Raw genomic sequence first — 24,769 nt, forward strand, 5'->3', positions numbered from 1 at the left:
CACGATCCCATCCCATGCACGCATCCCTCCCCTTCAGCGCCGAACTCCTGCGCCGCTACGACCGGCCCGGCCCGCGCTATACCTCCTACCCCACCGCGCCACAGTTCAGCAACGCGTTCGGCGAAGAGCAGTTGCGCGAAGCCGCGGCCGCCAGCAACGGCGACCCCATCCCGCGGCGGCTGTCGCTGTATGTACACGTTCCGTTCTGCGTCAGCCCCTGCTTCTATTGCGGTTGCAACCGGATCATCACCCGCGACAAGTCGCGCGCCGGCACCTACCTCACGCGGTTGTATCGTGAAATCGACATGACCGCGGCGCTGTTCGACCGCGATCGCGAAGTGATCCAGCTGCACCTTGGCGGCGGCACGCCCAACTTCATGGGTCCCGACCAGATCGGCGAGCTGGTCGATGCGCTGCGCCGACAGTTCCACTTCGCGCGCCCGGAAGAAAGCGACATTTCGATCGAGCTCGATCCGCGCTTCGTGTCGCCGGCCGACGTCGCCGAGCTCGGCCGGATCGGCTTCAACCGCGCCAGCTTCGGCGTGCAGGACTTCGATCCGGTGGTGCAGGAGGCGGTCAACCGCATCCAGTCGGTGGAGGAGACCCGCGCGGTGGTCGAGGCCTGCCGCTCCAGCGGCTTCCGCTCGGTCAACGTCGACCTGATCTACGGCCTGCCGAAGCAGAACCCGGAGGGTTTCGCGCGCACGCTGGATACGGTGGTCGAGATGCGCCCCGACCGGCTGGCGGTCTACGGCTATGCGCACTTGCCCGAGGTCTTCCGCCCGCAGAACCAGATCAAGTCCGGGGACCTGCCCAGCGCAGAGGACAAGCTCGGCCTGCTGGAGCTGGCGATCACCAAGCTGTCCGCCGCCGGCTACCAGTACATCGGCATGGATCACTTCGCGCTGCCCGACGACGACCTGGCCATGGCCCAGGCCCGCGGCAGCCTGCACCGCAACTTCATGGGCTACACCACCCACGCCGACAGCGACCTGGTCGGCCTTGGCGTGAGCGCGATCAGCCATATCGGCGACACCTTCAGCCAGAACCCGCGCGACCTGCCCTCGTGGCAGATCGCGATCGACGAAGGCCGGCTGCCGGTCTTCCGAGGCATGCAGCTGGACGAAGACGACGTGATCCGCGCCGACCTGATCCAGCAGCTGATGTGCCAGGCCGAGGTGCCGATGGATGCGCTGGAACGCCGACACGCCATTGATTTCAACGAGTATTTTTCCGAGGGGCTGGCGAAACTTGCGCCACTGGAGGCCGACGGCCTGGTGCGCGTCGAGCCGGGTCGTATCAAAGTGACCGCGCGCGGACGGCTGCTCTTGCGTAACATTGCCATGTGCTTCGACCGCTACCTCATCCCCGCCCCCGCCGAATCCAGCCCCCGGCCCCGCTTCTCCCGCGCCATCTGACGCGACGGGAGGCTTGCCCGTGGTGAGCAAGATCACGTTCCCGCGCGTCGATCCCAGCGTGCTGGCCGACGACGGCGACGAGTTCCACTTCTGCTCCACATGCGCGTTCTCCCAGGCCTGCATGGCCCAGGGCATGGACAAGGCATCGCTGGGCGAACTGCACATGCTGGTCGAGCACGTCGGCCCGCTGCACGCCGGCGAGCACGTCTTCCGTGTCGGCGATCGTTTCGAAGCCATCGCGGCGGTGCGTGCAGGCACCGTCAAGACCTATGTCATCGATCCCAGCGGTCGCGAGCACGTGCTCGGATTCCATTTCCCGGGCGAGGTGATCGGCCTCGACGGCATCGACGGCGACACCTATCCCTGCAACGCCGTGGCGCTCGACACGGTGATGCTGTGCCGGTTCTCGTTCCCGAAGATCTCGGTGCTGGCTGGCCGCCTGCCGGGCCTGCAGCAGCACCTGTTCCGGCTGCTCAGCCGCGACATCGGCCGCGCCGCCCTGCTTGCCGGCGACTGGACGGCCGACGAACGCCTCGCCGCTTTCCTGGTGATGATGTCGCGCCGGCTGGCGGCACGCGGGTTCTCACCCGACCGGTTCCAGCTGACCATGGCGCGCACCGACATCGCCAACTACCTGCGCCTGGCGCCGGAAACGGTCAGTCGCGTACTCAAGCGCTTCCAGGCCGACGGCCTGCTGCACGTGGATCGACGCGAGCTCGAGATCATCGACCAGGCCCGCCTTGGCGCCCTGGCGACGCCCGTGCTCTGGAAGCAGTAAGGCTTCGCGAAACCACGCAGTGGCTGCGCGGCTGCCTTCGCACCGCCCCCCCACTCCACTGCTTGATCCAGGTCAGTTTCTTTTCCCACGCCAATCGCCACGATGACGCCGCCTTTACATGCGGAGAAACGTGCCAATGGATACAACCAAGCGGTTGTGGTGGGGACTAGCCGCCCTGCTCACAGTGACGTTCGCAATCATGCTGTGGATGGGGCGCGAGATTCATCAGCAAGCGCCCCCCCTGCCCACGAGCATCGTGACCGAAAGCGGCCAGACGGTGTTCACCAAGAAAGAGCTCGAAACCGGCCGCGTGGTCTGGCAGAGCTTCGGCGGCCAGCAGATCGGTTCAATCTGGGGCCATGGCGCGCTGATGGCGCCCGACTGGTCGGCCGAATGGCTGCACAAGGAAGCCCTGGCGATGCTGGACATGCGCGCGCAGGCGCAGTACGGCATGTCCTACGACGCACTTGCGGCGGATGACCAGGCCAGGCTCGAGGCCCAGCTGCGTCCCGACCTGCGCGTCAACACCTATGACGACGCCACCGACACGCTCGTGATCTCCGACGAGCGCGCACGGGCGATCGACGTGGTCGCGGCGCACTACGACAGCGTGTTCTCCGGTGATCCGGCAGGCGCCGGGCTTCGCGAGGCCTATGCGCTGCGCGAGAACCCGATCCCGGATGCAGAGCATCGCCGGCTGATGTCGGGCTTCTTCTTCTGGGCCGCCTGGGCCACGGTGACCGAGCGTCCCGGCAGCGAGATCTCCTACACGCACAACTTCCCGCACGACCCGATGGTCGGCAACACGCCCACTTCCAGCAGCTTCATGTGGTCGATGTTCAGCATCCTGCTGATGATCGCCGGCATCGCGCTGCTGGTCTGGCATTACGCGGTCTGGCACGGCAAGGAAACGCCGCTGGTACCGCCCAGGACCGATCCCTCGCTGTCGATCAGGATCACCCCTTCGATGCGCGCGGTCGGCAAGTATTTCTGGCTGGTGATGGGCCTGTTCCTGGTGCAGATCCTGCTGGGCGCGACCACCGCCCATTACCAGGTGGAAGGCCAGGCCGCCTATGGCCTGCCCCTGGCCGAGATCCTGCCCTACACCCTCACCCGCACCTGGCACACCCAGCTGGCGATCCTGTGGATCGCGACGGCCTGGCTGGCCACCGGCCTGTACCTCGCGCCTGCGATTTCCGGGCATGAGCCGAAGTTCCAGCGCCTGGGGGTGAACTTCCTGTTCATCAGCCTGATCCTGATCGTGGTGGGCTCGTTCGCCGGCCAGTGGATGGCAGTGATGAACAAGCTCGGCCTGGCCCACAACTTCTGGTTCGGCCACCAGGGCTGGGAATACACCGACATCGGCCGCTTCTGGCAGATCTACCTGTTCATCGGCCTGATGCTTTGGCTGGTGCTGATGGGTCGCGCCCTTTGGCCGGCGCTCAAGCGCAAGGACGAAATGTCCTCGATCGCGGGCCTGCTGTTCCTGTCGGTGGTCGCCATCGGCCTGCTGTACGCGGCCGGCCTGATGTGGCGCGAGCACTCGCACATCTCGATCATCACCTACTGGCGCTTCTGGATCGTGCACCTGTGGGTGGAGGGCTTCTTCGAGGTCTTCGCGGTCGCGGTGATCAGCTTCATCTTCGTCAAGCTGGGGCTGGTGCGGGGCAGGTCGGCGACGATCGCGGTGCTGTTCGCGACCATCGTGTTCATGGCCGGCGGCGTGCTTGGCATGTTCCACCACTTGTACTTCGCCGGCACGACAACCGCGATCATCGCGGTGGGAGCGAGTATCTCGGCGCTTGAAGTGGTGCCCCTGGCGCTGATCGGCCTGGAGGCGTACGACACCTGGAAGACCGGCCGCGCCACGCCGTGGATGCAGCGCTACAAGTGGCCAATCATGTTCTTCCTGGCGGTCAGCTTCTGGAACCTCATCGGTGCCGGCCTGCTGGGCTTCCTGATCAACACGCCGATCGCGCTGTACTTCATGCAGGGCACCAACCTGACCGCGGCCCACGGCCACACCGCGCTGTTCGGCGTGTACGGCATGCTCGGCATGGGCCTGATGCTGTATTGCCTGCGCGGCCTGAAGCCCGCACTGGTCTGGCGCGAGGGCCTGATCCGCTCGGCATTCTGGTCGTTCAACATCGGCCTCGCCCTGATGGCTGTGCTGACCCTGCTGCCGATGGGGATCCTGCAGTTGGAAGCCAATATCGAGCGTGGCTACTGGTACGCCCGTTCGGCGGAGTTCATGGGGCGTCCGATCATCGATGTGCTGGTCTGGCTGCGTACGCCGGGCGACATCGTGTTCGCGATCGGCGGGATCCTGATGGCCGTGTTCGTCGCTTCGCTGTGGCTGGCGCCGGGCCGGGCCCGCACCCCCGCCGCAATCGGCGGGGACGCACACAACGAGGCCTGAGCGGATTCGTCGAAGCACCCGGGGGGCGGACGCGAGTCCGCCCCCTTTTCCATTGTGCGAGCGGCATGTCCTGTCGTGCGCGCCACATGCACGTTCCCGCTGACCTGGATCAAGGCCGTGAAGCAAGCAGACGGTCCACACTGGCCGCCATGGACACACGACCCGACCAGCACATGTCGCCGCGGCTCCTGGCCGTCGCTCCCCATCGCCTGATGTTCTTCGTCGGCGCCGGCAACGTCCTGCTGGCGATGGCCTGGTGGGCGGCGTGGCTGCTCGCTGCGCGCTGGCCCGACCTGCTGCGGATGCCGCAGCCCGATCCGTATGCCGGCTGGCTGCATGCCATCGTCATGCAGTACCAGATGCTGCCAAGCTTCATCTTCGGCTTCCTGCTGACGACATTCCCCAAATGGATGGGGCTGCCTGATGCCGCCCGCTGGCACTACCTGCCGGTGGGAGCCGGCATGTTCGGCGGCCAGCTCGCGGTGCTGCTGGGTGCGTTCGGCGCGCCCGCCGGCATCGAGGTCGGCGTGGCGATGACGCTTGCGGGCTGGATGGCGGGCCTGTGCTTCCTCGGCGACCTCGTACTGCGCGACCGCAACCGCACCTGGCATGCGCGCTCGTGCTTCGCCGCGCTGCTGCTGGGCTGGCTGGGGCTGGCCGCATTCGCGGGCGGAATGCTGTCCGGCTCGCCGCAGTGGATCTTCGCGAGCATCAAGGTCGGTACCTTCGGGCTGCTGCTGCCGGTCTACCTGACGGTGGCACACCGCATGTTCCCGTTCTTCGCCTTGAACGTGGTACCCGGCTACGCGGCATGGCGGCCGATGTGGCTGCTGGCTGCGTTCTGGGCGTTCTGCCTGCTGCACCTTGGCCTGGAACTGGCGCACGCCTATGCCTGGCTGTGGCTGGCCGATCTGCCGCTGCTGGCGCTGTCGCTCCTGGCGCTGTGGCGCTGGTGGCCACGTGGTCGCAAGCCCGGCATCCTCGCGGTGCTGTTCCTGGGCCTGGCCTGGCTGCCGGTGACCTTTGCGCTGTACGCCGTGCAGAGCCTGGTCTACTTCGCGGGCGACGGCTTCATCCTCGGCCGCGCGCCTGCGCACGCGCTGTTCGTGGGCTTTTTCGGCAGCGTGCTGGTGGCCATGGTGACCCGGGTGACGCAGGGCCATTCGGGCCGGAAGATCGAGATGCCGGCGGTGGCCTGGTTCGCCTTCGCGGCGATCCAGGTGGTCACTGTCGTGCGCATCCTGGCCGACGTCTCGGCCGACCCGGGTGCGTGGTGGGCGGTGGCCGCAATGGGCTGGCTGGTGGCGCTGGGGCCGTGGGTGGCCAGGCTGGGCAGGATCTACCTGTCGCCGCGCAGCGACGGACGCCCGGGGTGAATCCATGATCGAGTTCTATCCGCAGATCAAGCTGGTCCACGTGACCACGGTGATCGCAAGCGGCCTGCTGTTTGCGCTGCGTGGCCTGCTGGTGCAGGCGGGAATGCAGCGCTGGGCGTTGGCGGCTCCCGTGCGCTACCTCAGCTACGCAATCGACACCACGCTGCTCACCGCCGCGCTGATGCTGCTCACCATCCTGCCCGGCGCAATGTTCGGCAATGGCTGGCTGACCATGAAACTCGTATTGCTGGTGGTCTACGTGGCCCTGGGCGTGTTCGCCCTACGGCGCGGCCGGACGCCGCGTGTGCGCATCGCCAGCTACCTGGCCGCGCTGGCGGTGTTCGGCTTCATGTACTCGATCGCCCGCATGCACCACCCGGGCGGAATTTTCTGGATGCTGCTTGCCGCTTGACCCATGTCATGGGCGCGGGCGACCCATCCCCGGATACTGCATGTGGCACCGATGGGACACAACGTTGCCGGCGCGTCACCCGCAAGCCAGGAGGGCGCCGAGTCGCGCCCCTTTCGCGTTTGGGGAGCCTATAATGTGCGGGTGCAGCATCCGCCGGCGCGTGGTTCCGTCCGGCCCATGCGCGTAATGCTTCGAGGTGTCAGCCGAAACAGGCCCCGGCATTGACTGTGATCAAGTCCAGGCGTGGGCGGATACCGGAAAATCGACAATCAGCAAACCAAGGTCACGTGCCCATGTCCTCGACCCCAGCCACCGCGACGGCCCTGGCCGACATCAGCGGTTCCGATACAGCCAGGTCCGGCTTCTACAACGACAAAGTGGTGCGCCAGTTCACCATCGCCACCGTGGTCTGGGGCATCGTCGGCATGGCGGTCGGCGTGTTCATCGCCGCCCAGCTGTACTGGCCGACCCTTGGTGAAGGCATTCCGTGGCTGAGCTACGGTCGCCTGCGCCCGCTGCACACCAACGGCGTGATCTTCGCCTTCGGCGTCAGTGCGTTGTTCGCCACCAGCCTGCACGTGGTGCAGCGCACCTGCCACGTCCGTCTCATCTCGGACCGGCTGGCCTCCTTCGTGTTCTGGGGCTGGCAGGCGATCCTGGTCGCCGCGGTCATCACCCTGCCCCTGGGCATCACCCAGAGCAAGGAATACGCCGAACTCGAGTGGCCCATCGACTGGGCGCTCGCGGTGGTATGGATCGCCTACGCGGTGCTTTACTTCGGCACCATCGCCAAGCGCCGGGTGCAGCACATCTACGTCGCCAACTGGTTCTTCGGCGCGTACATCATCACCATCGCCCTGCTGCACATCGTCAACAACATCGCCATCCCGTCCGGTTGGGACAAGTCGTATCCCGTCTACAGCGGCACGGTCGATGCCATGGTGCAGTGGTGGTACGGGCACAACGCGGTGGGCTTCCTGCTCACCACCGCCTTCCTCGGCATGATGTATTACTTCGTGCCCAAGCAGGCCGGGCGCCCGATCTACTCCTACCGCCTGTCTATCGTGCACTTCTGGGCGCTGATCGCGGTCTACATGTGGGCCGGCCCGCACCACCTGCTTTACACCTCCCTGCCCGACTGGGTGCAGTCGGTGGGCATGGTGTTCTCGCTGATCCTGCTGGCGCCCAGCTGGGGTGGCGCGATCAACGGGATCATGACTCTGTCCGGGGTCTGGTACAAACTCCGCACCGACCCGATCCTGAAGTTCCTGATCGTGGCGCTGTCGTTCTACATGATCGCCACCTTCGAAGGCCCGCTGCTCTCGATCAAGACCGTCAACTCGCTGTCGCACTACACCGACTGGACCGTCGGCCACGTGCATGCCGGCGCCCTGGGCTGGGTCGCGATGATCACCATCGGCTCGATCTATTCGCTGATGCCGCGCGTGCTCGGCCTGAAGGAGATGCACTCGGTCAAGTGGATCGACACGCACTTCTGGCTGCACACTGTCGGCGTCGTGCTCTACATCGCCTCGATGTGGATCGCCGGTGTGATGCAGGGCCTGATGTGGCGCGCCACCAACGCCGACGGCACGCTGACCTACAGCTTCGTCGAGTCGCTCAACGCCACCTATCCCTACTACCTCGTGCGTTTTGGCGGTGGCCTGCTGATCCTCGTCGGCATGGGGCTGATGGCGGTCAACACGTGGAAGACCTTCCAGGCCGCCAAGGACCCGGCGCCGCAGCCGGTGATGCCGCCCGATCCCGCCGACGCCCGCGCTTCGACCCAGGGAGCCTGACATGACGGACAAGAAGAACCCCGCGCCGTCCAACGGCCACCAGAAGATCGAGAAGAACATCGGCCTGATGATCGGCCTGATCGCAGTCGCGGTGTCTTTCGGCGGCCTGACCGAGATCGTGCCGCTGATGTACCAGGCCGAGGCGATCGAGCCCCTGCCCGGCGTCGAGCCCTATGCCGCGCTTGAGCTCGCCGGTCGCGACGTCTACGTCCGCGAGGGCTGCTACAACTGCCACACGCAGATGATCCGCACCCTGCGCTTCGAGACCGAGCGCTACGGCCACTATTCGCTGGCCGGCGAGTCGGTCTATGACCGGCCGCACCAGTGGGGCTCCAAGCGCACCGGGCCTGATCTTGCGCGCGTTGGCGGCCGCTATTCCGACGACTGGCACCGCGTGCACCTGATCGATCCGCGTGCAGTGGTGCCGGAGTCGAACATGCCGTCCTTCCCGTGGCTGGCCGACACCCCCGTCAGCGGCGAAAAGGTCACCCGCAACATGCGCAACCTGCGCCGCATCGGCGACCCTTACAGCGACGAGGACATCGACGGCGCCGCCGCGGTGGTTGCCGGCAAGACCGAGCTCGACGCCGTGGTTGCCTACCTGCAGGGCCTGGGCCGCCATGCGCCCACCGCCGCAGCGGCAGCGGCCGCCACCGGGTCCGACGTGGAGAGCGCGCCATGATCGGCGGGCTTGTCACGCTGTCCCTGCTGCTGCTGTTCGTGGGCGGCTGGATCTGGGTCTGGCGGCCTTCGCACAAGGCCGAGTTCGACGCAGCCGCCCAGATGCCTCTTGAAGACGATTTTGAGGAGCCCCGGCAATGAGCACCGGTTGGAGCATTTACGTCATCGTGCTGGTGCTGCTGAACATCGGCGGCCTCTGGTACCTGCTGGCCTGGACAAGCCGCCGTCGCCCTGGCGACCCCAAGCCCGAGGAGACCGGCCACGTCTGGGACGGCGACATCACCGAATACAACAAGCCGCTGCCGCGCTGGTGGATCATCGGCTTCTACCTGACCATGGTCTTCGCCGTGGGCTACCTCCTCTGGTATCCGGGCTTCGGCAACTTCAAGGGCTTCGGCGGCTGGACCTCGGCGGGCGAGCACGATGCCGACAAGGCGAAGCAGGACGCGATCCTCGCCGAGACCTTCCGCCCCTACGACGGCCAGTCGATTTCCACGCTTGCCGGCGACCCGCGTGCGGTGGAACTCGGCCGGGCGATCTTCGCCAACACCTGTGCGACCTGCCACGGATCCTCGGCACAGGGCGCGGTGGGCTATCCGAACCTGACCGACGATGTCTGGCACTGGGGTGGCGCGGAGGACGACATCCTCACCAGCATCCTCGATGGCCGCCAGGGCGTGATGCCCGAATGGGGCACGGTGCTCACGGGCATGGGCGGTGACAATGCGGTGCTGTCGGTCGCCACCTATGCGCGCTCGCTTGCTGGCGAGGTGCCCGCGAGCGACTACTTCGCCGCCCAGGGCAAGAGCCTGTACGAAGGCGTCTGCGTCGCCTGCCACGGCATCGACGGAACCGGCAACCAGGCCCTTGGCGCGCCGGACCTGACCGACGACTACGCCATGTACGGCAGCTCGGTGGAATCGATCATGGAAACCATCAACCAGGGTCGCCATGGCGTCATGCCGGCACACCGCGAACTGCTTGGCGAGACCCGTGCGCGACTGGTCGGTTCGTATGTCTGGTCGCTGTCCAACAATGCCGCGACCGGGGAGCCGCGGGCGGAGAGCCAGTGAGCCATACCCCCACTCCCGCCTTCGACCACCCGCCGCGCCCGATGGCGCAGCGGGTGGGCGCGATCCTCTGGCCCAGCTTCTTCGCAGCCGGCGTGGCGACGATGGTGTTCTTCGCCTTCGTCGACCCGCTGGTCCTGCGCGACATCACCTTTCCCGGCATCGAGATCAGCCGCAGCCTGGGCTATTCCATTGCCTTCTTCATGTTCTGGGTCGCCACCGCGGCCTCCAGCCTGTTCACATGGATCCTGCTGCGCCCGGCAAGCCGGTTCAACAGAGCGCTACCCCGAGATAAATGAGCCGTCGCATTCCCCTGGAGCTTGCCGAGGACACCGGCGGCTCGATGTACGTCAGCGAGCGCAAGGTCTATCCGCGCGAGGTTTCCGGACGCCTGAACACCCTGCGGGTGGCCGCAGTGTTCTGGCTGCTGGGCATGTTCTACGTCTTCCCCTGGCTGCGCTGGGATGATCGCCAGGCAGTGCTGTTCGACCTGCCGGCGCGCAAGTTCCACGTCTTCAGCCTGACCTTCTGGCCGCAGGATTTCCTGTTCCTGGCCCTGCTGCTGATCATCGCGGCGCTGGCGCTGTTCTTCTTCACGGCGCTGGCCGGGCGCCTGTTCTGTGGCTACGCCTGCCCGCAGACGGTGTGGACCGAGGTCTTCCTGTGGATGGAGCAGTGGACCGAGGGCGACCGCAACAAGCGCATGAAGCTCGACGCCGGCCCGTGGAACCGCGAGAAGCTCCTGCGCAAGGGTGCAAAGCACGCGCTGTGGCTGGTGTTCGCGCTGTGGACGGGCTTCACCTTCGTGGGGTTCTTCACCCCCATCGGCGATCTTGCAGCGCGCCTGCCGCGGCTTGAATGGGGCGGCTGGGAAACCTTCTGGGTGCTGTTCTATGCGCTCGCCACCTGGGGCAACGCAGGCTTCCTGCGCGAGCAGGTCTGCAAGTACATGTGCCCGTACGCGCGCTTCCAGAGCGCGATGTTCGACCGCAACACCCTGATCATCGCCTACGACCCGATGCGCGGCGAGCCGCGCGGCCCGCGCAAGCGCGGCCTGGGCAGCATCGCCGCCCGCGGGCGTGCCCTGCTCGGCCAGATCACCGCCTACGACTACGTGTTCCGTTCCGCGCTGCATCCGACCGCGGCCGACAACCGCGTGCAGGCGGCCGGCACCATCACCCTTGGTGGCATCGGCGAAGTGGCCGAGCCGCTGCCGAAGTTCGCGCCCGACGAGCTCGGCGACTGCATCGACTGCACCATGTGCGTGCAGGTCTGCCCGACCGGCATCGACATCCGCAACGGCCTGCAATACGAGTGCATCGCCTGTGGCGCCTGCATCGACGCCTGCGACTCGGTGATGGACAAGATGGGCTTCGAGCGCGGGCTGATCCGCTACAGCACGCAGAACGCCATCGACAACAAGCCCACGCGGGTGCTGCGCCCGCGGGTGCTGATCTACGGCGTCGTGCTGGTGGCGCTGGTCGTGGCCTGGGTGGTGGGCGTAAGCACCCGCAGCCCGCTGATCGTCGAGGTGCTGCGCGACCGCAATGCGCTCTATCGCGTCGTCGGCGGCGGCCAGGTGGAGAATGACTACACCCTCAAGGTCGTCAACAAGAGTGACGATGCGACGACCTACCGCATCACGATCGATGGCGCCGCGCCCGGTATCGAACTCCGCGGCAGCGGCCTTGACAGCGTGCAGGCCGCAGCGCAGCAGGTGATCAGCGTACCGGTGGTGGTGACCGCCCCGGACTCCCTCACCGGCCGCCAGCCGCTGCTGTTCCGGGTCGAGACCGTCGATGGCGGGACCAGCGAAACGGTCGACAGCAGTTTCTTCGGACCCATGCAATGACAGACAAGCAGAACAAACGTCCTTTCTGGCGCGAGCCCATGATGTGGCTGGTGATTGGCCTGCCGCTCGCCTCGGTGATCGGAGGCATCTTCCTGCTGGGCCTCGCGACCCGCGATTCCAACGACGCCGTGGGCGACGTGGTGCAGCGGACCGCGCGGATGCAGGTCGCCGACCTGAGTCCAGACGCCCGCGCACGCGACCTGCGGCTGAGCGCGATCATCCGCATCGACGAAGGCTATGTCGAAGTGCTGCCGGTCACCGGCGAGTTCATGCGCGACCAGCCCCTGCGCGTGGTGCTGCGCCACCCGGCCCTGGCTGCCTCCGACATCGAACTGCGCGCCGAGCCCAGCGACAACGGCTGGCGCGCCGACGCCGAGGTCGGCCTGGGCAACGATTGGAAGCTCGAACTCATGCCCGAGGGCATGCTCTGGCGCCTGCAGGGCCGGATGCCCAAGGGCCAGCGTGCGGCCCACGTGAAGCCGGCCTTCTCCGGCGAGCAGGAGTGAGGTGAACGCGGACGCGCTCGCCACGGCCGGCGCCGTGCGCGACGCGCAGGGCGCCGGCGAAGGCTGCTTCCACTGCAGCCAGGACCTGCCTGCGGACCCGGCCAGGGCCCGCATCGACGGCCAGTCGCGGCAGTTCTGCTGCGACGGCTGCGCCGCGGCCGCGCAGTGGATCCGCGACGCCAACCTTGTCGACTACTACCGCCTGCGTACCGAGCCGGGCGGCCGCGCCGCCACCGACCTCGAGGCCCAACTGGCCGCCTTCGACCGCGACGACGTCCAGGCCGGCCATGTGCGCGATGTGGATGGCGGCCGCGAGATCACCGTGCTTACCGACGGCATGCGCTGCGCGGCCTGTGCCTGGCTGGTCGACCGCGCGGTCGCGCGCGAGCCCGGCGTGTTTGAAGTCGTGGCCAACGCCGTGACTGGCCGGATCCGCATCGCCTGGGACCCGGCGCGCACCGCGCTTTCGGGCCCACTGCGGCGCCTGGCCGGCCTCGGCTACGTGCCCTATCTCGCTTCCGGCACCGAGCGCGAGCGCGAACGCCGCGCGCAGCGCAACCGCGACCTGGTACGCATCGGCATCGCAGGCCTGGTGTCGATCCAGGCGATGATGTTCGCCGAGGCCCTGTACCTCGACATCCATCAGCAGATGCCGCTGGCCACGCGCGACTTCTTCCGCTGGGTGACCCTCCTGCTGTCGACGCCGGTGGTGTTCTGGTGCGGTTGGCCGTTCATCGCCGGCATGCTGCGCGAGCTGCGCAACCGCCAGCTGGGCATGGACACGCTGATCGCCAGCTCAACGCTGCTGGCCTACTTCGCCAGCGTGTTCGAGACGCTGCGTGGCGGCACCCATGTCTGGTACGACGCGGCGGTGATGTTCGTCTTCCTGCTGCTGGGCGCGCGGATGCTGGAGCAGCGGGCACGGCGCACGGCGGTGGCCCAGGTCGACACCCTGGCGCGGGCGCGACCTGAGCTGGCTACGCGCGAGCTTGCCGACGGCAGTCGCGAAGTCGTGCCCACCGCGGCGCTGGCGGCCGGCGACATCGCATGCATTGCCGCCGGCGACACGGTGCCTGCCGACGGCATCCTGCTCGACGCAGCGGCCCGTTTCGAAGAAGCGCTGCTGACCGGCGAAGCGCATCCCATGCTGCACGTACCGGGTGACACCATCTTCGCCGGCACCGTGTGCCGCGAGGCGCCGGCGCGCATTCGCGTTGAACAGGTCGGCGCCGGCACCCGTCTCGCGGAGCTGGAGTCACTGGTCGAACGCGCACAGTCGCACCGTCCGCGCGCGGCGCAGCTGGCGGATGCCGTGTCCAGCCGCTTCGTGGCCGGCATCCTGGTGGCGACGGTGCTGGTGTACATCGGCTGGCGGATTTACGACCCCTCGCGTGCGTTGGAGGTGGCGATCGCCCTGCTGGTGATCAGCTGCCCCTGCGCGCTGTCGCTAGCGGTACCGACGGCGCTCACCGTCGCCAACGGCACGCTGGCCAAGCTGGGCGTCCTTTCGACCAATCCCGATGCCTTGGGCTCGCTGGCCGCGGCAACCGACATCGTTTTCGACAAGACCGGCACCCTCGGCAGCGGGCGCCCGAAGGTGTCGGGCGTGGAAGCCTTCGGCAAGCTGGACATCGAGGACGCGCTCGCGATCGCGGCGGCGATCGAGCGCGACAGCCTGCATCCGATCGCCCGCGCCTTCGACGGGCAGGACACAGGCCTGGCCGTGAGCGGGGTCGAAGAGCAACCCGGACTCGGCATCGCCGGCACGGTCGACGGCCGGCCATGGCGCCTGGGTCGCGCCGACTTCGCTGCCGGGCGCGCCGACGACGGTGCGCTGTGGCTGGGCAATGGCGATGAGCCGGCGGCGCGCTTCGTGCTGGAAGAGCCTCCTCGCGAGGACGCCGCGGCGGCCATTGCGGCGCTGCGCGACATGGGCGTTGAAGTGCACATATCCAGTGGCGATGCAGCGGTGTCGGTGGATGCGTTCGCCGACCGGATCGGCATCGACCATGCCGCGTCGCGGCAGTCGCCCGAGGACAAGCTGCAGGGCGTGCGATCGCTGCAGTCCCTGGGCCGCACCGTGGCCATGGTCGGCGATGGTCTCAACGACGCGCCGGTGCTGGCCGGCGCCGACGTCTCGATCGCGATCGGCAGCGGCGCCGCCCTCGCCCATCGCGCCGCCAGCCTGGTGCTCACCGCGCCCTCGCTGCTGCGCATCCCCGCCGCCATCGGCCTGGCGCGCCGCACGCGCGCGATCGTGCGCCAGAACCTTGCCTGGGCGCTGGGCTACAACATCATCGCCATCCCGCTGGCCGCCGCCGGCCTGGTGACGCCCTGGGTGGCGGCGCTGGGCATGGCGCTGTCTTCGCTCATCGTCACCTTCAACGCGCTGCGCCTGGCGCGGGCCTCGGGCACATGAATATCCTGCTGTTCCTCATCCCGGTGAGCATCGTGCTGCTGGGCATCGCGGTCTGGGCCTTCCGCTGGGCCGTGCGCAAGGGACAGTTCGAGAACCTGGATGCGGCCGCCATCGACATCCTGCGCGACGACAGCGCCGACCAGCTGCCAGTGGCGACGAGCGATGCGGTCGTGGCCGATGACGCCGCGACGGGCGCGACGGATCGTGCAGGCACGGACGCTTCCGGCGTCGCCGGCGTGGCGCGCGACCGCAGCAGCAACCATGCCGATTGACTGGCTCGCCATCGGCGCAGCGCTGCTGACCGGCGTACTGGGCGGCGTGCACTGCGCTGCGATGTGCGGCGGGATCGCCGGCGGCTTCTCGGCAATGGGCGGCGGCCGCAGCTGGTGGGCCGCGATGCAGCCCAACCTCGGCCGCGTCGGCGGCTACGTGCTGGCCGGCGCGCTTGCCGGTGGCATCGGCGGCGGCATCCTGGCCGCGGCGCGCAGTCCCTGGCTGGCCTTCGGCGCGCGCATGCTCGTTGGCGTGGTGCTGGTGCTGGTGGCGCTGCGGCTCCTGGACCGCACGGGACGGCTGTCCTTCCTCGGCCGCCCGGGCGTTGCGCTCTGGCAGCGGCTGCGAAAATTCCAGGCACCCCTGCTGCCGGCGAACACCGCGGCCAAGCGCATCGCGCTCGGCGTGCTCTGGGGCTGGATGCCCTGCGGCCTGAGCACCACGATGCTGGCCGCCGCCTGGCTGCAGGCGGATGCCGCCAACGGTGCATTGACCATGGCGGCGTTCGGGCTTGGCACGCTGCCGCTGATGGTGTCGCTGACGTGGTCGGGTGCGCGTTTGGGACAGTGGCTGCAGCGTGGGCGATGGCGGATGGCGATGGGTGGGCTAGTGCTTGCGGCCGGCCTGCTGACGATCGCCGCACCCTGGCTGATGCACATCCCGGCGCTCGCGGGCCCGCTCGCCGCACTCGGCTGCCTGCCTCCGCCCTGATCGCCTTTTCTGCGAGCCGCGCGCACCGCTCTTGTGGGAGCCGCTACAGCGGCGATTCGCCTGCAGGCGAAACGCAGGCTCGCGGCGTAGCGCCCCTGCGAATGCGGGTGTCTCGATCGCAGGCGTCGCTGCTCCTAAGGTTTTGGGGGAGCGGGCTTGCTGGCGCGGGCGGCGCGCAGGCGCTCGAGCTTCTCGCGCAGTTTGATTTCCAGGCCTCGTTCGACGGGGCGGTAGTAGACGCGTTCGCCCATCGTGTCCGGGAAGCCCGTCTGGCCGAGTGCGACGCCGCCCTCCGCATCATGGTCGTACTGGTAGCCGGCGCCGTGGCCGAGTTGCTTCATCAGCTTCGTCGGCGCGTTGCGCAGGTGCATGGGCACCTCCGCGCTGCCGTATTCGGACACGTCGCGCTTCGCTTCGCCGAATGCCTTGTAGGCGGCGTTCGACTTCGCGGTGCTCGCCAGGTAGATCGCCAGCTGGCCAAGCGCGAGATCGCCCTCGGGGCTGCCGAGGCGATCGTAGGCGTCCCAGGCTTCGAGTGACATGGTCAGTGCGCGTGGATCCGCCAGGCCGATGTCCTCCACCGCCATCCGCGTCAGCCTGCGCGCGAGGTAACTGGCGTCCGCACCGCCGTCGAGCATGCGCGCGAGCCAATACAGCGCGGCATCGGGATTCGAGCTGCGCACGGATTTGTGCAGCGCCGAGATCTGGTCGTAGAAGTGGTCACCGCCCTTGTCGAAGCGACGGCTGCGGTCGGCCAGCACCTGGCCCAGGGTTTCATCGGTGATGGTGCCGCCCTCGCCCACCAGTTCCACCGCGATTTCGAGCAGGGTGAGCGCGCGGCGCACGTCGCCATCGGCGGCGCTGGCGATGAGACGCAGTTGGTCGTCGCCGATGACGATGCCGCGTCCGCCGAGGCCACGCTCAGAATCATCCAGGGCGCGCTGCAGGGCTACGCCGATATCCTCGGCCGAGACCGCCTCCATGACGTGCACGCGGCAGCGCGACAGCAGCGCCGAGTTGAGTTCGAACGAGGGGTTCTCGGTCGTCGCGCCGACAAAGATGATCGTGCCGCGCTCGATGTGCGGCAGGAAGGCGTCCTGCTGCACCTTGTTGAACCGGTGCACCTCGTCGACAAACAGCACTGTCCGGCGGCCACCGGCGAAGGTATGGTCGGCCTCGGCCAGCACCTTGCGCACGTCCGGCAGCCCGGTCAGCACCGCCGAGATCGCGCGGTACTCGGCATCGGAGTATGCGGCCAGCAGCAGGGCCAGCGTGGTCTTGCCGCAGCCCGGTGGCCCCCACAGCACCATGGAGTGCACGCGGCCGGACTCGACCGCACGCCGCAGCGCGGATCCGGGAGCCAGCAGGCGGCGCTGGCCGACCATCTCGTCCAGTGTGCGCGGCCGCATGCGCTCGGCCAGGGGCTGCAGCGACTCATTGCCGGCCGAGAGCAGGTCGGGCTCGATGCCGGTGCCGGGAAAGACCTTGCGTGACACGCGTGGGGAATCCTTGGGAATCGGGGTGACACGATACCAAGCCGCGGGGATGCGATCTCCTGGCAGCACGGTCCGGACAATGGAATCAGGCAAAGTGACCCGGAGCGGCACTTCTGGTAAAAACTTGTCCGTGCGAGAATCCAAGGGGACACAGCAGCAGGCCACGGAGGCGAGGCTGCTGGGCGCCTTTCCAAGGTGCCACTGCTCGCGTCGAGTTCAAGGAGGAGCGAAATGACCAACCCGTTGGCCCAGGCCCAGCAGATGCTGGCGTCCCTGGCGCAGTACGTGGGCACCGACCGGTTGTACCAGCTGCAGGGCGACGGCCTCCCGGCCGACTGCGCCGTTGAGCGCTGGCAGGGCTGGGAGCAGCTTTCGCTGGGTTACGAATGGTGGGTGGACGTGTTGTCCAGCGATGCCTCGTGGGCGCTGGACGAACTGCTCGGCACCACCGTCACCCTCGCCACGCGCCTGGCCGACGGCAGTTCCGCCCGCCGCAGCGGCGTGATCCGTGAAGCCTCGTGCCTGGGCGGCGACGGTGGTTTGGTGCGCTATCGCCTGTGCCTGGTGCCGTGGACGTGGTGGATGACCCAGGGCCGGCACAGCCGCGTGTTCCAGGACAAGACCGTCATCGAGATCGCCGAAGCGGTGTTCGATGACTATGCCCCGCTCGCCCAGTGGCAGCTGTCCGACGAGGTCGGCCCGTTCATTGCCGAGGCCCATCCGCGCAGCTACTGCGTGCAGTACCGGGAAACGGACTTCGATTTCGTTTCACGTCTGCTGGCCGAAGAAGGCCTTGGCTGGCGCTGGGAAGAGGACGCCGAAGCACCGGCCGGCCATCGCCTGGTGATCTTCGCCGACAGCACGACGCAGCCCGAGGACGCCATCGCCACTGGCGGCGGCATCCGCTTCCACCGCGACGACGCCACCGAAGCCCAGGACACGATCCACGCCATTGGCACCTCCCGTCGCGTCGGTTCGGCGAAGCTGAGCCTGCTGGGCACCGACTACCGCACGGTGCAGTCGGTCGCGACCCAGCTTCCACTGGGCGCCGACGGCGTGCCTGCTTATGGCGAATCCTACGACCCGTCCGGCGCGTATGCGTTTGCCGACGCTGGTCAGGCCGAGCGCTACGCGCGGCTGTCAGGCGAAGCGCGCGAAGCCGCCCGGCAACGCTGGCAGGGCCAGGGCGGCGTCCGCAGCTTCCGCGCAGGCACCGCGTTCACGCTCACCGATGCCCCGCGCAACGCCGGAGGCGCGGACGTCTTCTTCCTGCAGGGCCTGCGCCACGCCGGCCGCAACAATCTGCCCGACACCGTGCGCGACGGCCTGGTCGACCTGCTCGGCCCCGCCCCCGGCTGGCCTGCCCTGCCCCAAGCCCTTCCATTGGACGCAGCCGGCATGCAGCACCTGTGGCAGCACGCCAACGCGCACGGCTACGCCAACGCCTTCCAGTCCGTGCCCCGCGCCCTGCCCTGGCGGCCGCGCCTGCACGACGACACCGGCACCCGCCTCAACCCGCGCCCGACCGCACCGGGCTATCAGAGCGCCCTCGTGGTTGCCGATGACGGCGGCCATGACGTGCTCAGCAGCGACGCGCTGGGCCGGATCAAGGTGAAGTTCCACTGGCAGTCCGGCGATGGGAACACGGCCGAGCGCTCCTGCTGGCTGCGCGTGTCGCAGCGTTACGCCGGCCCGGGCGTGGGCGCGCAGTTCCTGCCGCGGGTCGGGCAGGAAGTGCTGGTGGCCTTCCTGGAAGGCGACATTGATCGGCCGGTCGTGGTGGGTGCGCTGTACAACGGCCAGGGCGAGGCCGGCGTGGTGCCAACCACGGGCGGCAAGGAGGCCGCTGCCGATGGCGCCGAGTTGTACGCCCAAGCCAGCGATCATGGCCCGAGCGCACAGGCCAACCTGGCCGGAGGCCATGCCCCGCCGTGGCACGGCATGGGTGCCGGTGACGAAGCCCATCGCAATGCCACCGCGTTGTGGGGCATCCAGTCGCAGGAGTGGCACGGATCCGGCCACAACCGGCTGCTGTTCGACGACAGCGACGGCCAGCTCCGCGTGCAGTTGGCGACCACGCAAGCGGCCACCCAGCTGACCCTGGGCCATCTGATCCACCAAGCGGACAACTACCGCGGCAGCTTCCGGGGCGAAGGCTTCGAGCTGCGGACTGATGCCTGGGGCACGGTGCGCGCCGAGCGCGGCCTGTGGCTGAGTGCCTATGCGACTCCCGGCGAGACACCCGCTGGTGATGCCGTGGGCCCGGCGGCGCTGTTGAAGCAGGCGCAAACCGTGGCGGAGGTGTTCAGCGGCGCGGCCGGTACACATCTGACGGTGAAGCTGGCCGGCCATGAAGGCGTGGGTAGCAGCAAATCCGCCCTGATCGCGGACCAGGCCCCGTTCGCGGCCCTGCTGGCCAGCGCGAGGACCACCGTTCCGGGCGAAGCTTATGACGAGGCCGTGGGTGAAGCCGCCGAGCGCAAGGCGGAAGCCGGCGACGGCCGCGTCCCACACACGGGCGACCCTATCCTCGGCCTCGCCGCCCCGGCCGGCATCGTCCAGATCGCCGGTCAAAGCCTGCACTGGGCAGCAGGCGAAACACTGACCCTGGCCAGCGGCCAGGCCAGCAACCTGGCCGTTGCGGGCAGCCTGCGCCTGCACACGGGCCAGGCGATCGGCTGGCTGGTGGAGGCCGTGGACGGGGCACCAAGCGAAGACGCCTCGCTCAGTCTGGTGACAGGCGAAGGCGAGCTGGACGTCCAGGCGCAGAACGACCAGATCAAGCTGCAAGCGAAGGACCAGCTGAAGATCGTGAGCGCCAACGCCGAGGTCGAGTTTGCCGCCGGCAAGACGGTGCACCTGGCCACCTCGGGCGGCGCCAGCCTGACGATCGAGGGCGGCAACATCACCGTGGCCTGCCCCGGGACCATCAAGGTATATGCGGGGAAGAAGAGCTTCGTGGGGCCGGCGCACCTGTCGCGAGAAATGAACTCCTGGCCGGAGACAAGGTTCGATGACCCCTATCTGCTGCGGCACCGGGCAACCAACGAGCCCCTGCGCAATTACCGCGTCGAGCTTGTGCGTGGCGACGGTGCCCGCATGAAGCTCGTGACCGATGGCGAAGGCCGCATCCCGATGCAAAAGGGATTCGCGCCTGAAGAAGTCGTCATCAAGCTGCTTGGCAAGACATAACGGACGCTCCCATGCCAGAGACCGCAACCAACGAAGTGATCGTCGCCGCCGCCAGGGAACGGGACGAAGACGGCAACCCCATCGTCAAACCGCGGCTGACGCCCAGCCAGGACACCCGCGACAAGGTCTGCCTGATGGAGCCAATCGCCGTGATCCCGATTGTTTTTCTGCCCGGCATCATGGGCACCAACCTCAAGGCCAAGCAAGGCAACGCGGTGGCTTGGCGTCCGCCGAACACGGACGGGCTGGGGTCGATCCTGAGCGCCATCGGGCAACTGGTCTCGTTCTGGTTCAAGGGCGCGGCCAGCCGCCAGCGCCGGCTGAACCCCGACAAGGTTGAAGTCGACCCTCGTGGGCCGATTGATGCCGAGGGCACGATCAGAAGCAAGATAGCGAAAGCGCGCGGCTGGGGCACGGTGATGCGCTCGGCCTATCATCCGGTGATGAGTCAGATGCAGCGCAGGTTGGACAACATCATGGAAGCGTGCCAGGCGCTGGAGTGGTGGAATGACGAGGCCTTGCGCGACCCGGCCGACTACGGCGAGCAAAACGCCAATCCCCCGCTGAGCGAAGACGACCTCAAGCATGCGGCGAGTTACCGGTTTGAAGTCTGGGGCGGCGGCTACAACTGGTTGCAGTCCAACCGGGGGTCCGGGCAGGCGCTCAGGGACTACATCGAGAACACCGTGCTCGCGAGCTACCCGGAGGACAACAGGCCCCGGAAAGTCATACTGGTCACCCATTCAATGGGCGGGTTCGTGGCGCGTGCCCTGACCGAAATCCACGGCTACGACAAGGTGCTGGGCGTGGTGCACGGGGTCATGCCGGCCACCGGCGCCCCGGCCACCTACCACCACTGCCGTTGTGGCTACGACGGAATCGCCAGCGTCATCCTGGGGCGCAATGCGGCCGAAGTGGTGGCGATCATGGCCAACTCGCCGGGTGCTTTGGAGCTGGTCCCCACGCCCGATTACGCCAATGGCAGGCCGTGGTTGAAACTGGGCGACGGCGCCCTGCCGGGCCAGATGCTGCCGATGGCGGGCGATCCGTACGAGGAGATTTACAAGAACCGGGCCTGGTATGGGCTGGTGCCGGCGCATAACGAGCAGCTGATTGATCCGGCTGGTTTTGCGGTGGTTGTAGGTGCTACTCCGACCGATGATGATCCAGTAGATATGCGTCAAGGCCTTAACAGAAGGCTAGACGATGTGAGGGACTTCCATGTGGATATTGCCAAGAAATACCCGACTCCGGCCTACAGTCATTACGGTGCCGACACCCGTGTCCACACCTGGTCCGAAGTGCAATGGCAAGGGACGTTGTCTGTTGTGCCAGATCTATGGCAGGTACAGGACGACAACGGCAATGGACGCTTGCGCCTGAGTCAGGGCGCTGACAGCGTTACGCTGGAATTTGCGAAACCTGCAGGCGCAGGCGACGGCACCGTCCCTACCGAATCCGGCGCAGCGCCGGACACTGTCGGTATCCAGGCCAGCTTCCGTCAGGGCGAGCAGGGCCAGGGCGCGCATGTGCGTTTGAACGGCAAGGGCAAGGACAAAGGCTACGAACACCAGCCCAGTTACAACGATGCGCGGGCGCAATGGGCCACGCTGTACAGCATCGTCCGGATCGCCAGGCAGGCGGACTGGGCATGAAATCGCTGCCGTCTCGCACGCATCGAATGCTGCTGCTGTGTGTTCTGGTGTTAAGTAGCTGTACTACCGGCAACGCGGAGGGAAATCAGATGAGTGGAACAATGGACGGAACACGCACGCATTGCCTGGGGCGCTATTTGGTGGGCTTGCCTGCTGATGGAAGCATTAGTGCGAAATATATTTATGGTGGCGGTGAAATAACGACAAAGCGAGGAGTGACACACGAATCCTTTGCGGAAATATTAAATGCGAGGGAGTCGGTGTTGAGGTCAGTAGATCACCGCTCTGATGGCAAGCTGTTTGTTGAGAGGGTGGATTTTTATCCCACACAAGTATTGCTCAGATCATGGTCTAGCCCGAGTAGTCGTGAGCTGCAACTTAATGAATTGTTCGTGCAAGACCAATCAACACGAGTCATGTTTTCTCGTAAAGGAGAAAGCGGAGCTCAGTATCGAGATCGTGCAGTTGATCTTCAGGGGACTATAGCAAGTGCAATTCGTTATCGTGCCCCTACTGAAATCCCGACGACACCGGGCTTTTGCATCGATTCCGGTCTGATTGCGCGCAGCAATCTCAACAAGGAAGAGTTCACCGCCAGCATCCGCCTGAAAGCCTATCCCAGCGTCACCGTCACGCTGATGTCCTATGTCACCGGCAGGCCTGACGAGGAACTGCTGAAGCGCATCGGCCGCATCCCGCCGGGATACGAAGAAGCCGCCAGTCGCATGAAGTCCCTGCGCCGGGACGATCGCAACATCGGCCCGGTCACAGGCCAGGAGCTGCTGGTACGCGGCGATGCTGAAGGCAAGCGCAGCTATGAGTTCCTGTGGGAAGCCCAGGGCCGCGCCAACTCGCTTGAATTTCCGTTCATGTCGCTGGAATTGAGTACCACTGACCAGACCGACGAGGACGGGGAGATCATCGACGCCCCGTTCAAGACGGACGAGGAGGCATTGCGGGTATGGGATGCGATCCTGGACACGCTTCGCCTGCGGCCTGGCGCGGTGTGAGCGTGGACGCGGCGGGTAGATTGCATGGACATCACTGCTGCCAGTCATGACGGTGCCGACACCCGCGTCCATACCTGGTCGGAAGTGCAATGGCAGGGAGCGCTGCCCGGCGCAATTGATCTATGGCAGGTACAGGACGACAACGGCAATGGACGCTTGCGCCTGAGTCAGGGCGCTGACAGCGTTACGCTGGAATTTGCAAAACCTGCAGGCGCGGGCGACGGCACCGTCCCTACCGAAACCGGCGCGGCGCCGGACACTGTTGGTATCCAGGCCAGCTTCCGTCAGGGCGAGCAGGGCCAGGGCGCGCATGCACGGTTGAACAACAATGGCAAGGACAAGGGCTACGAACACCAGCCCAGCTACAACGATGCGCGGGCGCAATGGGCCACGCTATACAGCATCGTCCGGATCGCCAGGCAGGCGGACTGGGCATGAAATTGCTGCCGTCTCGCACGCATCGAATGCTGCTGCTGTGTGTTCTGGTGTTAAGTAGCTGTACTACCGGCAATGCGGAGGGAAACCAGATGAGTGGAACAATGAACGGAACACGCACGCATTGCCTGGGGCGCTATTTGATTGACTTGCCTGCTGACGCAATTGTGTCAGGGAGGTTTGAATTCGCAAGTGACTCAATGGAAACAAAAGTTGGAGTATCTGCAGATCAATTTGAACAATTGCTTGCGGCGCGCGAGTCGGCATTGCGATCGATAAAGCACAAGAATGGAGGGGATATTTTTTCCGACCGTATTGATTTTCGGTCGGATCGAATCCTGCTGCAATCATGGTCCGATCCATTCACCTCGCGAACGCAGTATCAGAACGAATACTTTGGCTATTTTCCTGCGCAGGCATTTGTAGCGATATTCAAGGGGAGAACTAGCGCTACTGCCAAGTCCAGAACCGTGGACTACTATCGGTCATTCTCTGATGCCTTTCGATATCGTGCGGCTACAGAAGTTCCCTCTGGCGTAGGCTTCTGCTTCGATCATGGATTTATCACAGATAGCGAACTCAACAACGAAGAATTCACCGCCAGCATCCGCCTGAACGCCTATCCCAGCGTCACCGTCACGCTGATGTCCTATGTCACCGGCAAGCCTGACGAGGAACTGCTGAAGCGTGTCGGTCGCATCCCGCCGGGATACGAAGAAGCCGCCACTCGCATGAAGTCCCTGCGCCGGGGCGATCGCAACATCGGCCCGGTCAAAGGTCAGGAACTGCTGGTCCGCGGCGATGCTGAAGGCAAGCGCAGCTATCAATTCCTGTGGGAAGCCCAGGGCCGCGCCAACTCGCTTGAATTTCCGTTCATGTCGCTGGAATTGAGCACCACTGACCAGACCGACGAGGACGGGGAGATCATCGTCGCCCCGTTCAAGACGGACGAGGAGGCATTGCGGGTATGGGATGCGATCCTGGACACGCTTCGCCTGCGGCCCGGCGCGGTGTGAGCGTGGACAGCGAGAAGGTCACCGCGGACATCAGACTGACAGTCCGCCCGGTTACGAGGAGATCGCGGCGCGCATGGAAACCCTCCGTCGTTCGCAGCGTGACCTTGGCATGGTGAAAGGCCAGGAGCTCCTGATACGTGGTGACGGAGTACGCCGGTCCGGGCGTGGGTGCGCAGTTCCTGCCGCGGGTGGGACAGGAAGTGCTGGTGGCCTTCCTTGAGGGCGACATCGATCGGCCCGTGGTTGTTGGT

At 66.5% G+C, this 24,769-nt stretch carries 21 protein-coding genes and 1 pseudogene; 21 read left to right on the top strand and 1 reads right to left on the bottom strand.

All coding sequences use genetic code 11. The features are described from left to right. Nucleotides 1-14 precede the first annotated feature (14 nt). The 15 genes from hemN to ACW7GZ_RS13145 all read left to right on the top strand — a co-directional run bounded on the left by hemN (nucleotide 15) and on the right by ACW7GZ_RS13145 (nucleotide 15,714). Nucleotides 15-1,418, top strand: a complete 1,404-nt coding sequence (hemN, locus tag ACW7GZ_RS13075) for an oxygen-independent coproporphyrinogen III oxidase (protein ID WP_457002702.1) — start codon at nucleotides 15-17, stop codon at nucleotides 1,416-1,418. Nucleotides 1,419-1,440: 22 nt separating this feature from the next. Continuing rightward, on the top strand, nucleotides 1,441-2,196 hold the full coding sequence (locus ACW7GZ_RS13080) for a helix-turn-helix domain-containing protein (protein WP_457002704.1): 756 nt from the start codon (nucleotides 1,441-1,443) through the stop codon (nucleotides 2,194-2,196). Between the two features lie 136 nt (nucleotides 2,197-2,332). Then, nucleotides 2,333-4,615 (top strand): nitric-oxide reductase large subunit, encoded by a 2,283-nt coding sequence (locus tag ACW7GZ_RS13085; protein WP_457002706.1) that lies wholly within the window; start codon nucleotides 2,333-2,335, stop codon nucleotides 4,613-4,615. Between the two features lie 173 nt (nucleotides 4,616-4,788). After that, nucleotides 4,789-5,991: an NnrS family protein gene (locus ACW7GZ_RS13090; protein WP_457002707.1), complete on the top strand. Its 1,203-nt coding sequence runs from the start codon at nucleotides 4,789-4,791 to the stop codon at nucleotides 5,989-5,991. Between the two features lie 4 nt (nucleotides 5,992-5,995). After that, a complete protein-coding gene (locus ACW7GZ_RS13095; RefSeq protein WP_457009594.1) occupies nucleotides 5,996-6,403 on the top strand; it encodes a SirB2 family protein in 408 nt (135 codons plus the stop codon). A 293-nt stretch (nucleotides 6,404-6,696) separates the two neighbouring features. Next, nucleotides 6,697-8,202: a cytochrome-c oxidase, cbb3-type subunit I gene (ccoN, locus tag ACW7GZ_RS13100; protein WP_457002711.1), complete on the top strand. Its 1,506-nt coding sequence runs from the start codon at nucleotides 6,697-6,699 to the stop codon at nucleotides 8,200-8,202. 1 nt (nucleotide 8,203) lies between these two features. Further along, a complete protein-coding gene (ccoO, locus tag ACW7GZ_RS13105) occupies nucleotides 8,204-8,884 on the top strand; it encodes a cytochrome-c oxidase, cbb3-type subunit II (RefSeq protein WP_457002713.1) in 681 nt (226 codons plus the stop codon). Further along, entirely contained in the window at nucleotides 8,881-9,024 is a 144-nt protein-coding gene (locus tag ACW7GZ_RS13110) for a cbb3-type cytochrome oxidase subunit 3 (protein WP_457002715.1), read from the top strand. The genes ccoO and ACW7GZ_RS13110 overlap by 4 nt, the downstream gene beginning before the upstream one ends. Then, nucleotides 9,021-9,956: a cytochrome-c oxidase, cbb3-type subunit III gene (ccoP, locus tag ACW7GZ_RS13115; protein ID WP_457009596.1), complete on the top strand. Its 936-nt coding sequence runs from the start codon at nucleotides 9,021-9,023 to the stop codon at nucleotides 9,954-9,956. Before ACW7GZ_RS13110 ends, ccoP begins: the two co-directional genes overlap by 4 nt. A gap of 41 nt (nucleotides 9,957-9,997) precedes the next feature. Further along, nucleotides 9,998-10,252, top strand: coding sequence for a hypothetical protein (locus ACW7GZ_RS13120; protein WP_457002908.1), 255 nt, complete (start codon nucleotides 9,998-10,000; stop codon nucleotides 10,250-10,252). Continuing rightward, nucleotides 10,249-11,805, top strand: a complete 1,557-nt coding sequence (locus ACW7GZ_RS13125) for a 4Fe-4S dicluster domain-containing protein (protein WP_457002718.1) — start codon at nucleotides 10,249-10,251, stop codon at nucleotides 11,803-11,805. Before ACW7GZ_RS13120 ends, ACW7GZ_RS13125 begins: the two co-directional genes overlap by 4 nt. After that, nucleotides 11,802-12,311 (top strand): FixH family protein, encoded by a 510-nt coding sequence (locus ACW7GZ_RS13130; RefSeq protein ID WP_457002720.1) that lies wholly within the window; start codon nucleotides 11,802-11,804, stop codon nucleotides 12,309-12,311. Before ACW7GZ_RS13125 ends, ACW7GZ_RS13130 begins: the two co-directional genes overlap by 4 nt. 1 nt (nucleotide 12,312) lies before the next feature. After that, a complete protein-coding gene (locus tag ACW7GZ_RS13135; protein ID WP_457009598.1) occupies nucleotides 12,313-14,730 on the top strand; it encodes a heavy metal translocating P-type ATPase in 2,418 nt (805 codons plus the stop codon). Then, nucleotides 14,727-15,002 carry a cbb3-type cytochrome oxidase assembly protein CcoS gene (ccoS, locus tag ACW7GZ_RS13140; protein ID WP_457002724.1) on the top strand — a complete coding sequence of 92 codons (276 nt, stop codon included), beginning with the start codon at nucleotides 14,727-14,729 and terminating at the stop codon, nucleotides 15,000-15,002. Before ACW7GZ_RS13135 ends, ccoS begins: the two co-directional genes overlap by 4 nt. After that, entirely contained in the window at nucleotides 14,992-15,714 is a 723-nt protein-coding gene (locus ACW7GZ_RS13145) for a sulfite exporter TauE/SafE family protein (RefSeq protein ID WP_457009600.1), read from the top strand. The genes ccoS and ACW7GZ_RS13145 overlap by 11 nt, the downstream gene beginning before the upstream one ends. A 134-nt stretch (nucleotides 15,715-15,848) precedes the next feature. On the opposite strand, the gene ACW7GZ_RS13150 is transcribed toward ACW7GZ_RS13145, so the two are convergent. Next, a complete protein-coding gene (locus tag ACW7GZ_RS13150; protein ID WP_457009602.1) occupies nucleotides 15,849-17,210 on the bottom strand; it encodes a replication-associated recombination protein A in 1,362 nt (453 codons plus the stop codon). Nucleotides 17,211-17,471: 261 nt separating this feature from the next. On the opposite strand from ACW7GZ_RS13150, the gene ACW7GZ_RS13155 reads away from it, so the two are divergent. From ACW7GZ_RS13155 to ACW7GZ_RS13180, 6 genes and pseudogenes are all read left to right on the top strand, one after another. Next, nucleotides 17,472-20,402, top strand: a complete 2,931-nt coding sequence (locus ACW7GZ_RS13155) for a type VI secretion system Vgr family protein (RefSeq protein ID WP_457009638.1) — start codon at nucleotides 17,472-17,474, stop codon at nucleotides 20,400-20,402. An 11-nt stretch (nucleotides 20,403-20,413) separates the two neighbouring features. Beyond that, nucleotides 20,414-22,057: an esterase/lipase family protein gene (locus ACW7GZ_RS13160; RefSeq protein ID WP_457009604.1), complete on the top strand. Its 1,644-nt coding sequence runs from the start codon at nucleotides 20,414-20,416 to the stop codon at nucleotides 22,055-22,057. Beyond that, nucleotides 22,054-23,067 carry a T6SS immunity protein Tli4 family protein gene (locus ACW7GZ_RS13165; RefSeq protein WP_457009606.1) on the top strand — a complete coding sequence of 338 codons (1,014 nt, stop codon included), beginning with the start codon at nucleotides 22,054-22,056 and terminating at the stop codon, nucleotides 23,065-23,067. Before ACW7GZ_RS13160 ends, ACW7GZ_RS13165 begins: the two co-directional genes overlap by 4 nt. A gap of 24 nt (nucleotides 23,068-23,091) precedes the next feature. Next, nucleotides 23,092-23,505, top strand: a complete 414-nt coding sequence (locus ACW7GZ_RS13170; RefSeq protein ID WP_457009608.1) for a hypothetical protein — start codon at nucleotides 23,092-23,094, stop codon at nucleotides 23,503-23,505. Continuing rightward, nucleotides 23,502-24,518 (top strand): T6SS immunity protein Tli4 family protein, encoded by a 1,017-nt coding sequence (locus tag ACW7GZ_RS13175; RefSeq protein ID WP_457009610.1) that lies wholly within the window; start codon nucleotides 23,502-23,504, stop codon nucleotides 24,516-24,518. The genes ACW7GZ_RS13170 and ACW7GZ_RS13175 overlap by 4 nt, the downstream gene beginning before the upstream one ends. Nucleotides 24,519-24,655: 137 nt before the next feature. After that, a pseudogene (locus tag ACW7GZ_RS13180) lies at nucleotides 24,656-24,769 on the top strand (phage baseplate assembly protein V); the annotation flags it as partial.

The organism is Luteimonas sp. A537 (assembly GCF_054052065.1).

Bases quoted from the DNA above. Each gene is read 5' to 3' on its own strand.
- ACW7GZ_RS13145 (WP_457009600.1), top strand. From the start codon at position 14,992: ATGCCGATTGACTGGCTCGCCATCGGCGCAGCGCTGCTGACCGGCGTA.
- ACW7GZ_RS13120 (WP_457002908.1), top strand. From the start codon at position 9,998: ATGGCGCAGCGGGTGGGCGCGATCCTCTGGCCCAGCTTCTTCGCAGCC.
- ccoO (WP_457002713.1), top strand. From the start codon at position 8,204: ATGACGGACAAGAAGAACCCCGCGCCGTCCAACGGCCACCAGAAGATC.
- hemN (WP_457002702.1), top strand. From the start codon at position 15: ATGCACGCATCCCTCCCCTTCAGCGCCGAACTCCTGCGCCGCTACGAC.
- ACW7GZ_RS13160 (WP_457009604.1), top strand. From the start codon at position 20,414: ATGCCAGAGACCGCAACCAACGAAGTGATCGTCGCCGCCGCCAGGGAA.
- ACW7GZ_RS13170 (WP_457009608.1), top strand. From the start codon at position 23,092: ATGGACATCACTGCTGCCAGTCATGACGGTGCCGACACCCGCGTCCAT.
- ACW7GZ_RS13130 (WP_457002720.1), top strand. From the start codon at position 11,802: ATGACAGACAAGCAGAACAAACGTCCTTTCTGGCGCGAGCCCATGATG.
- ACW7GZ_RS13085 (WP_457002706.1), top strand. From the start codon at position 2,333: ATGGATACAACCAAGCGGTTGTGGTGGGGACTAGCCGCCCTGCTCACA.
- ACW7GZ_RS13155 (WP_457009638.1), top strand. From the start codon at position 17,472: ATGCTGGCGTCCCTGGCGCAGTACGTGGGCACCGACCGGTTGTACCAG.
- ACW7GZ_RS13165 (WP_457009606.1), top strand. From the start codon at position 22,054: ATGAAATCGCTGCCGTCTCGCACGCATCGAATGCTGCTGCTGTGTGTT.
- ACW7GZ_RS13110 (WP_457002715.1), top strand. From the start codon at position 8,881: ATGATCGGCGGGCTTGTCACGCTGTCCCTGCTGCTGCTGTTCGTGGGC.
- ACW7GZ_RS13175 (WP_457009610.1), top strand. From the start codon at position 23,502: ATGAAATTGCTGCCGTCTCGCACGCATCGAATGCTGCTGCTGTGTGTT.
- ccoS (WP_457002724.1), top strand. From the start codon at position 14,727: ATGAATATCCTGCTGTTCCTCATCCCGGTGAGCATCGTGCTGCTGGGC.
- ACW7GZ_RS13090 (WP_457002707.1), top strand. From the start codon at position 4,789: ATGTCGCCGCGGCTCCTGGCCGTCGCTCCCCATCGCCTGATGTTCTTC.
- ACW7GZ_RS13125 (WP_457002718.1), top strand. From the start codon at position 10,249: ATGAGCCGTCGCATTCCCCTGGAGCTTGCCGAGGACACCGGCGGCTCG.
- ccoN (WP_457002711.1), top strand. From the start codon at position 6,697: ATGTCCTCGACCCCAGCCACCGCGACGGCCCTGGCCGACATCAGCGGT.
- ccoP (WP_457009596.1), top strand. From the start codon at position 9,021: ATGAGCACCGGTTGGAGCATTTACGTCATCGTGCTGGTGCTGCTGAAC.
- ACW7GZ_RS13095 (WP_457009594.1), top strand. From the start codon at position 5,996: ATGATCGAGTTCTATCCGCAGATCAAGCTGGTCCACGTGACCACGGTG.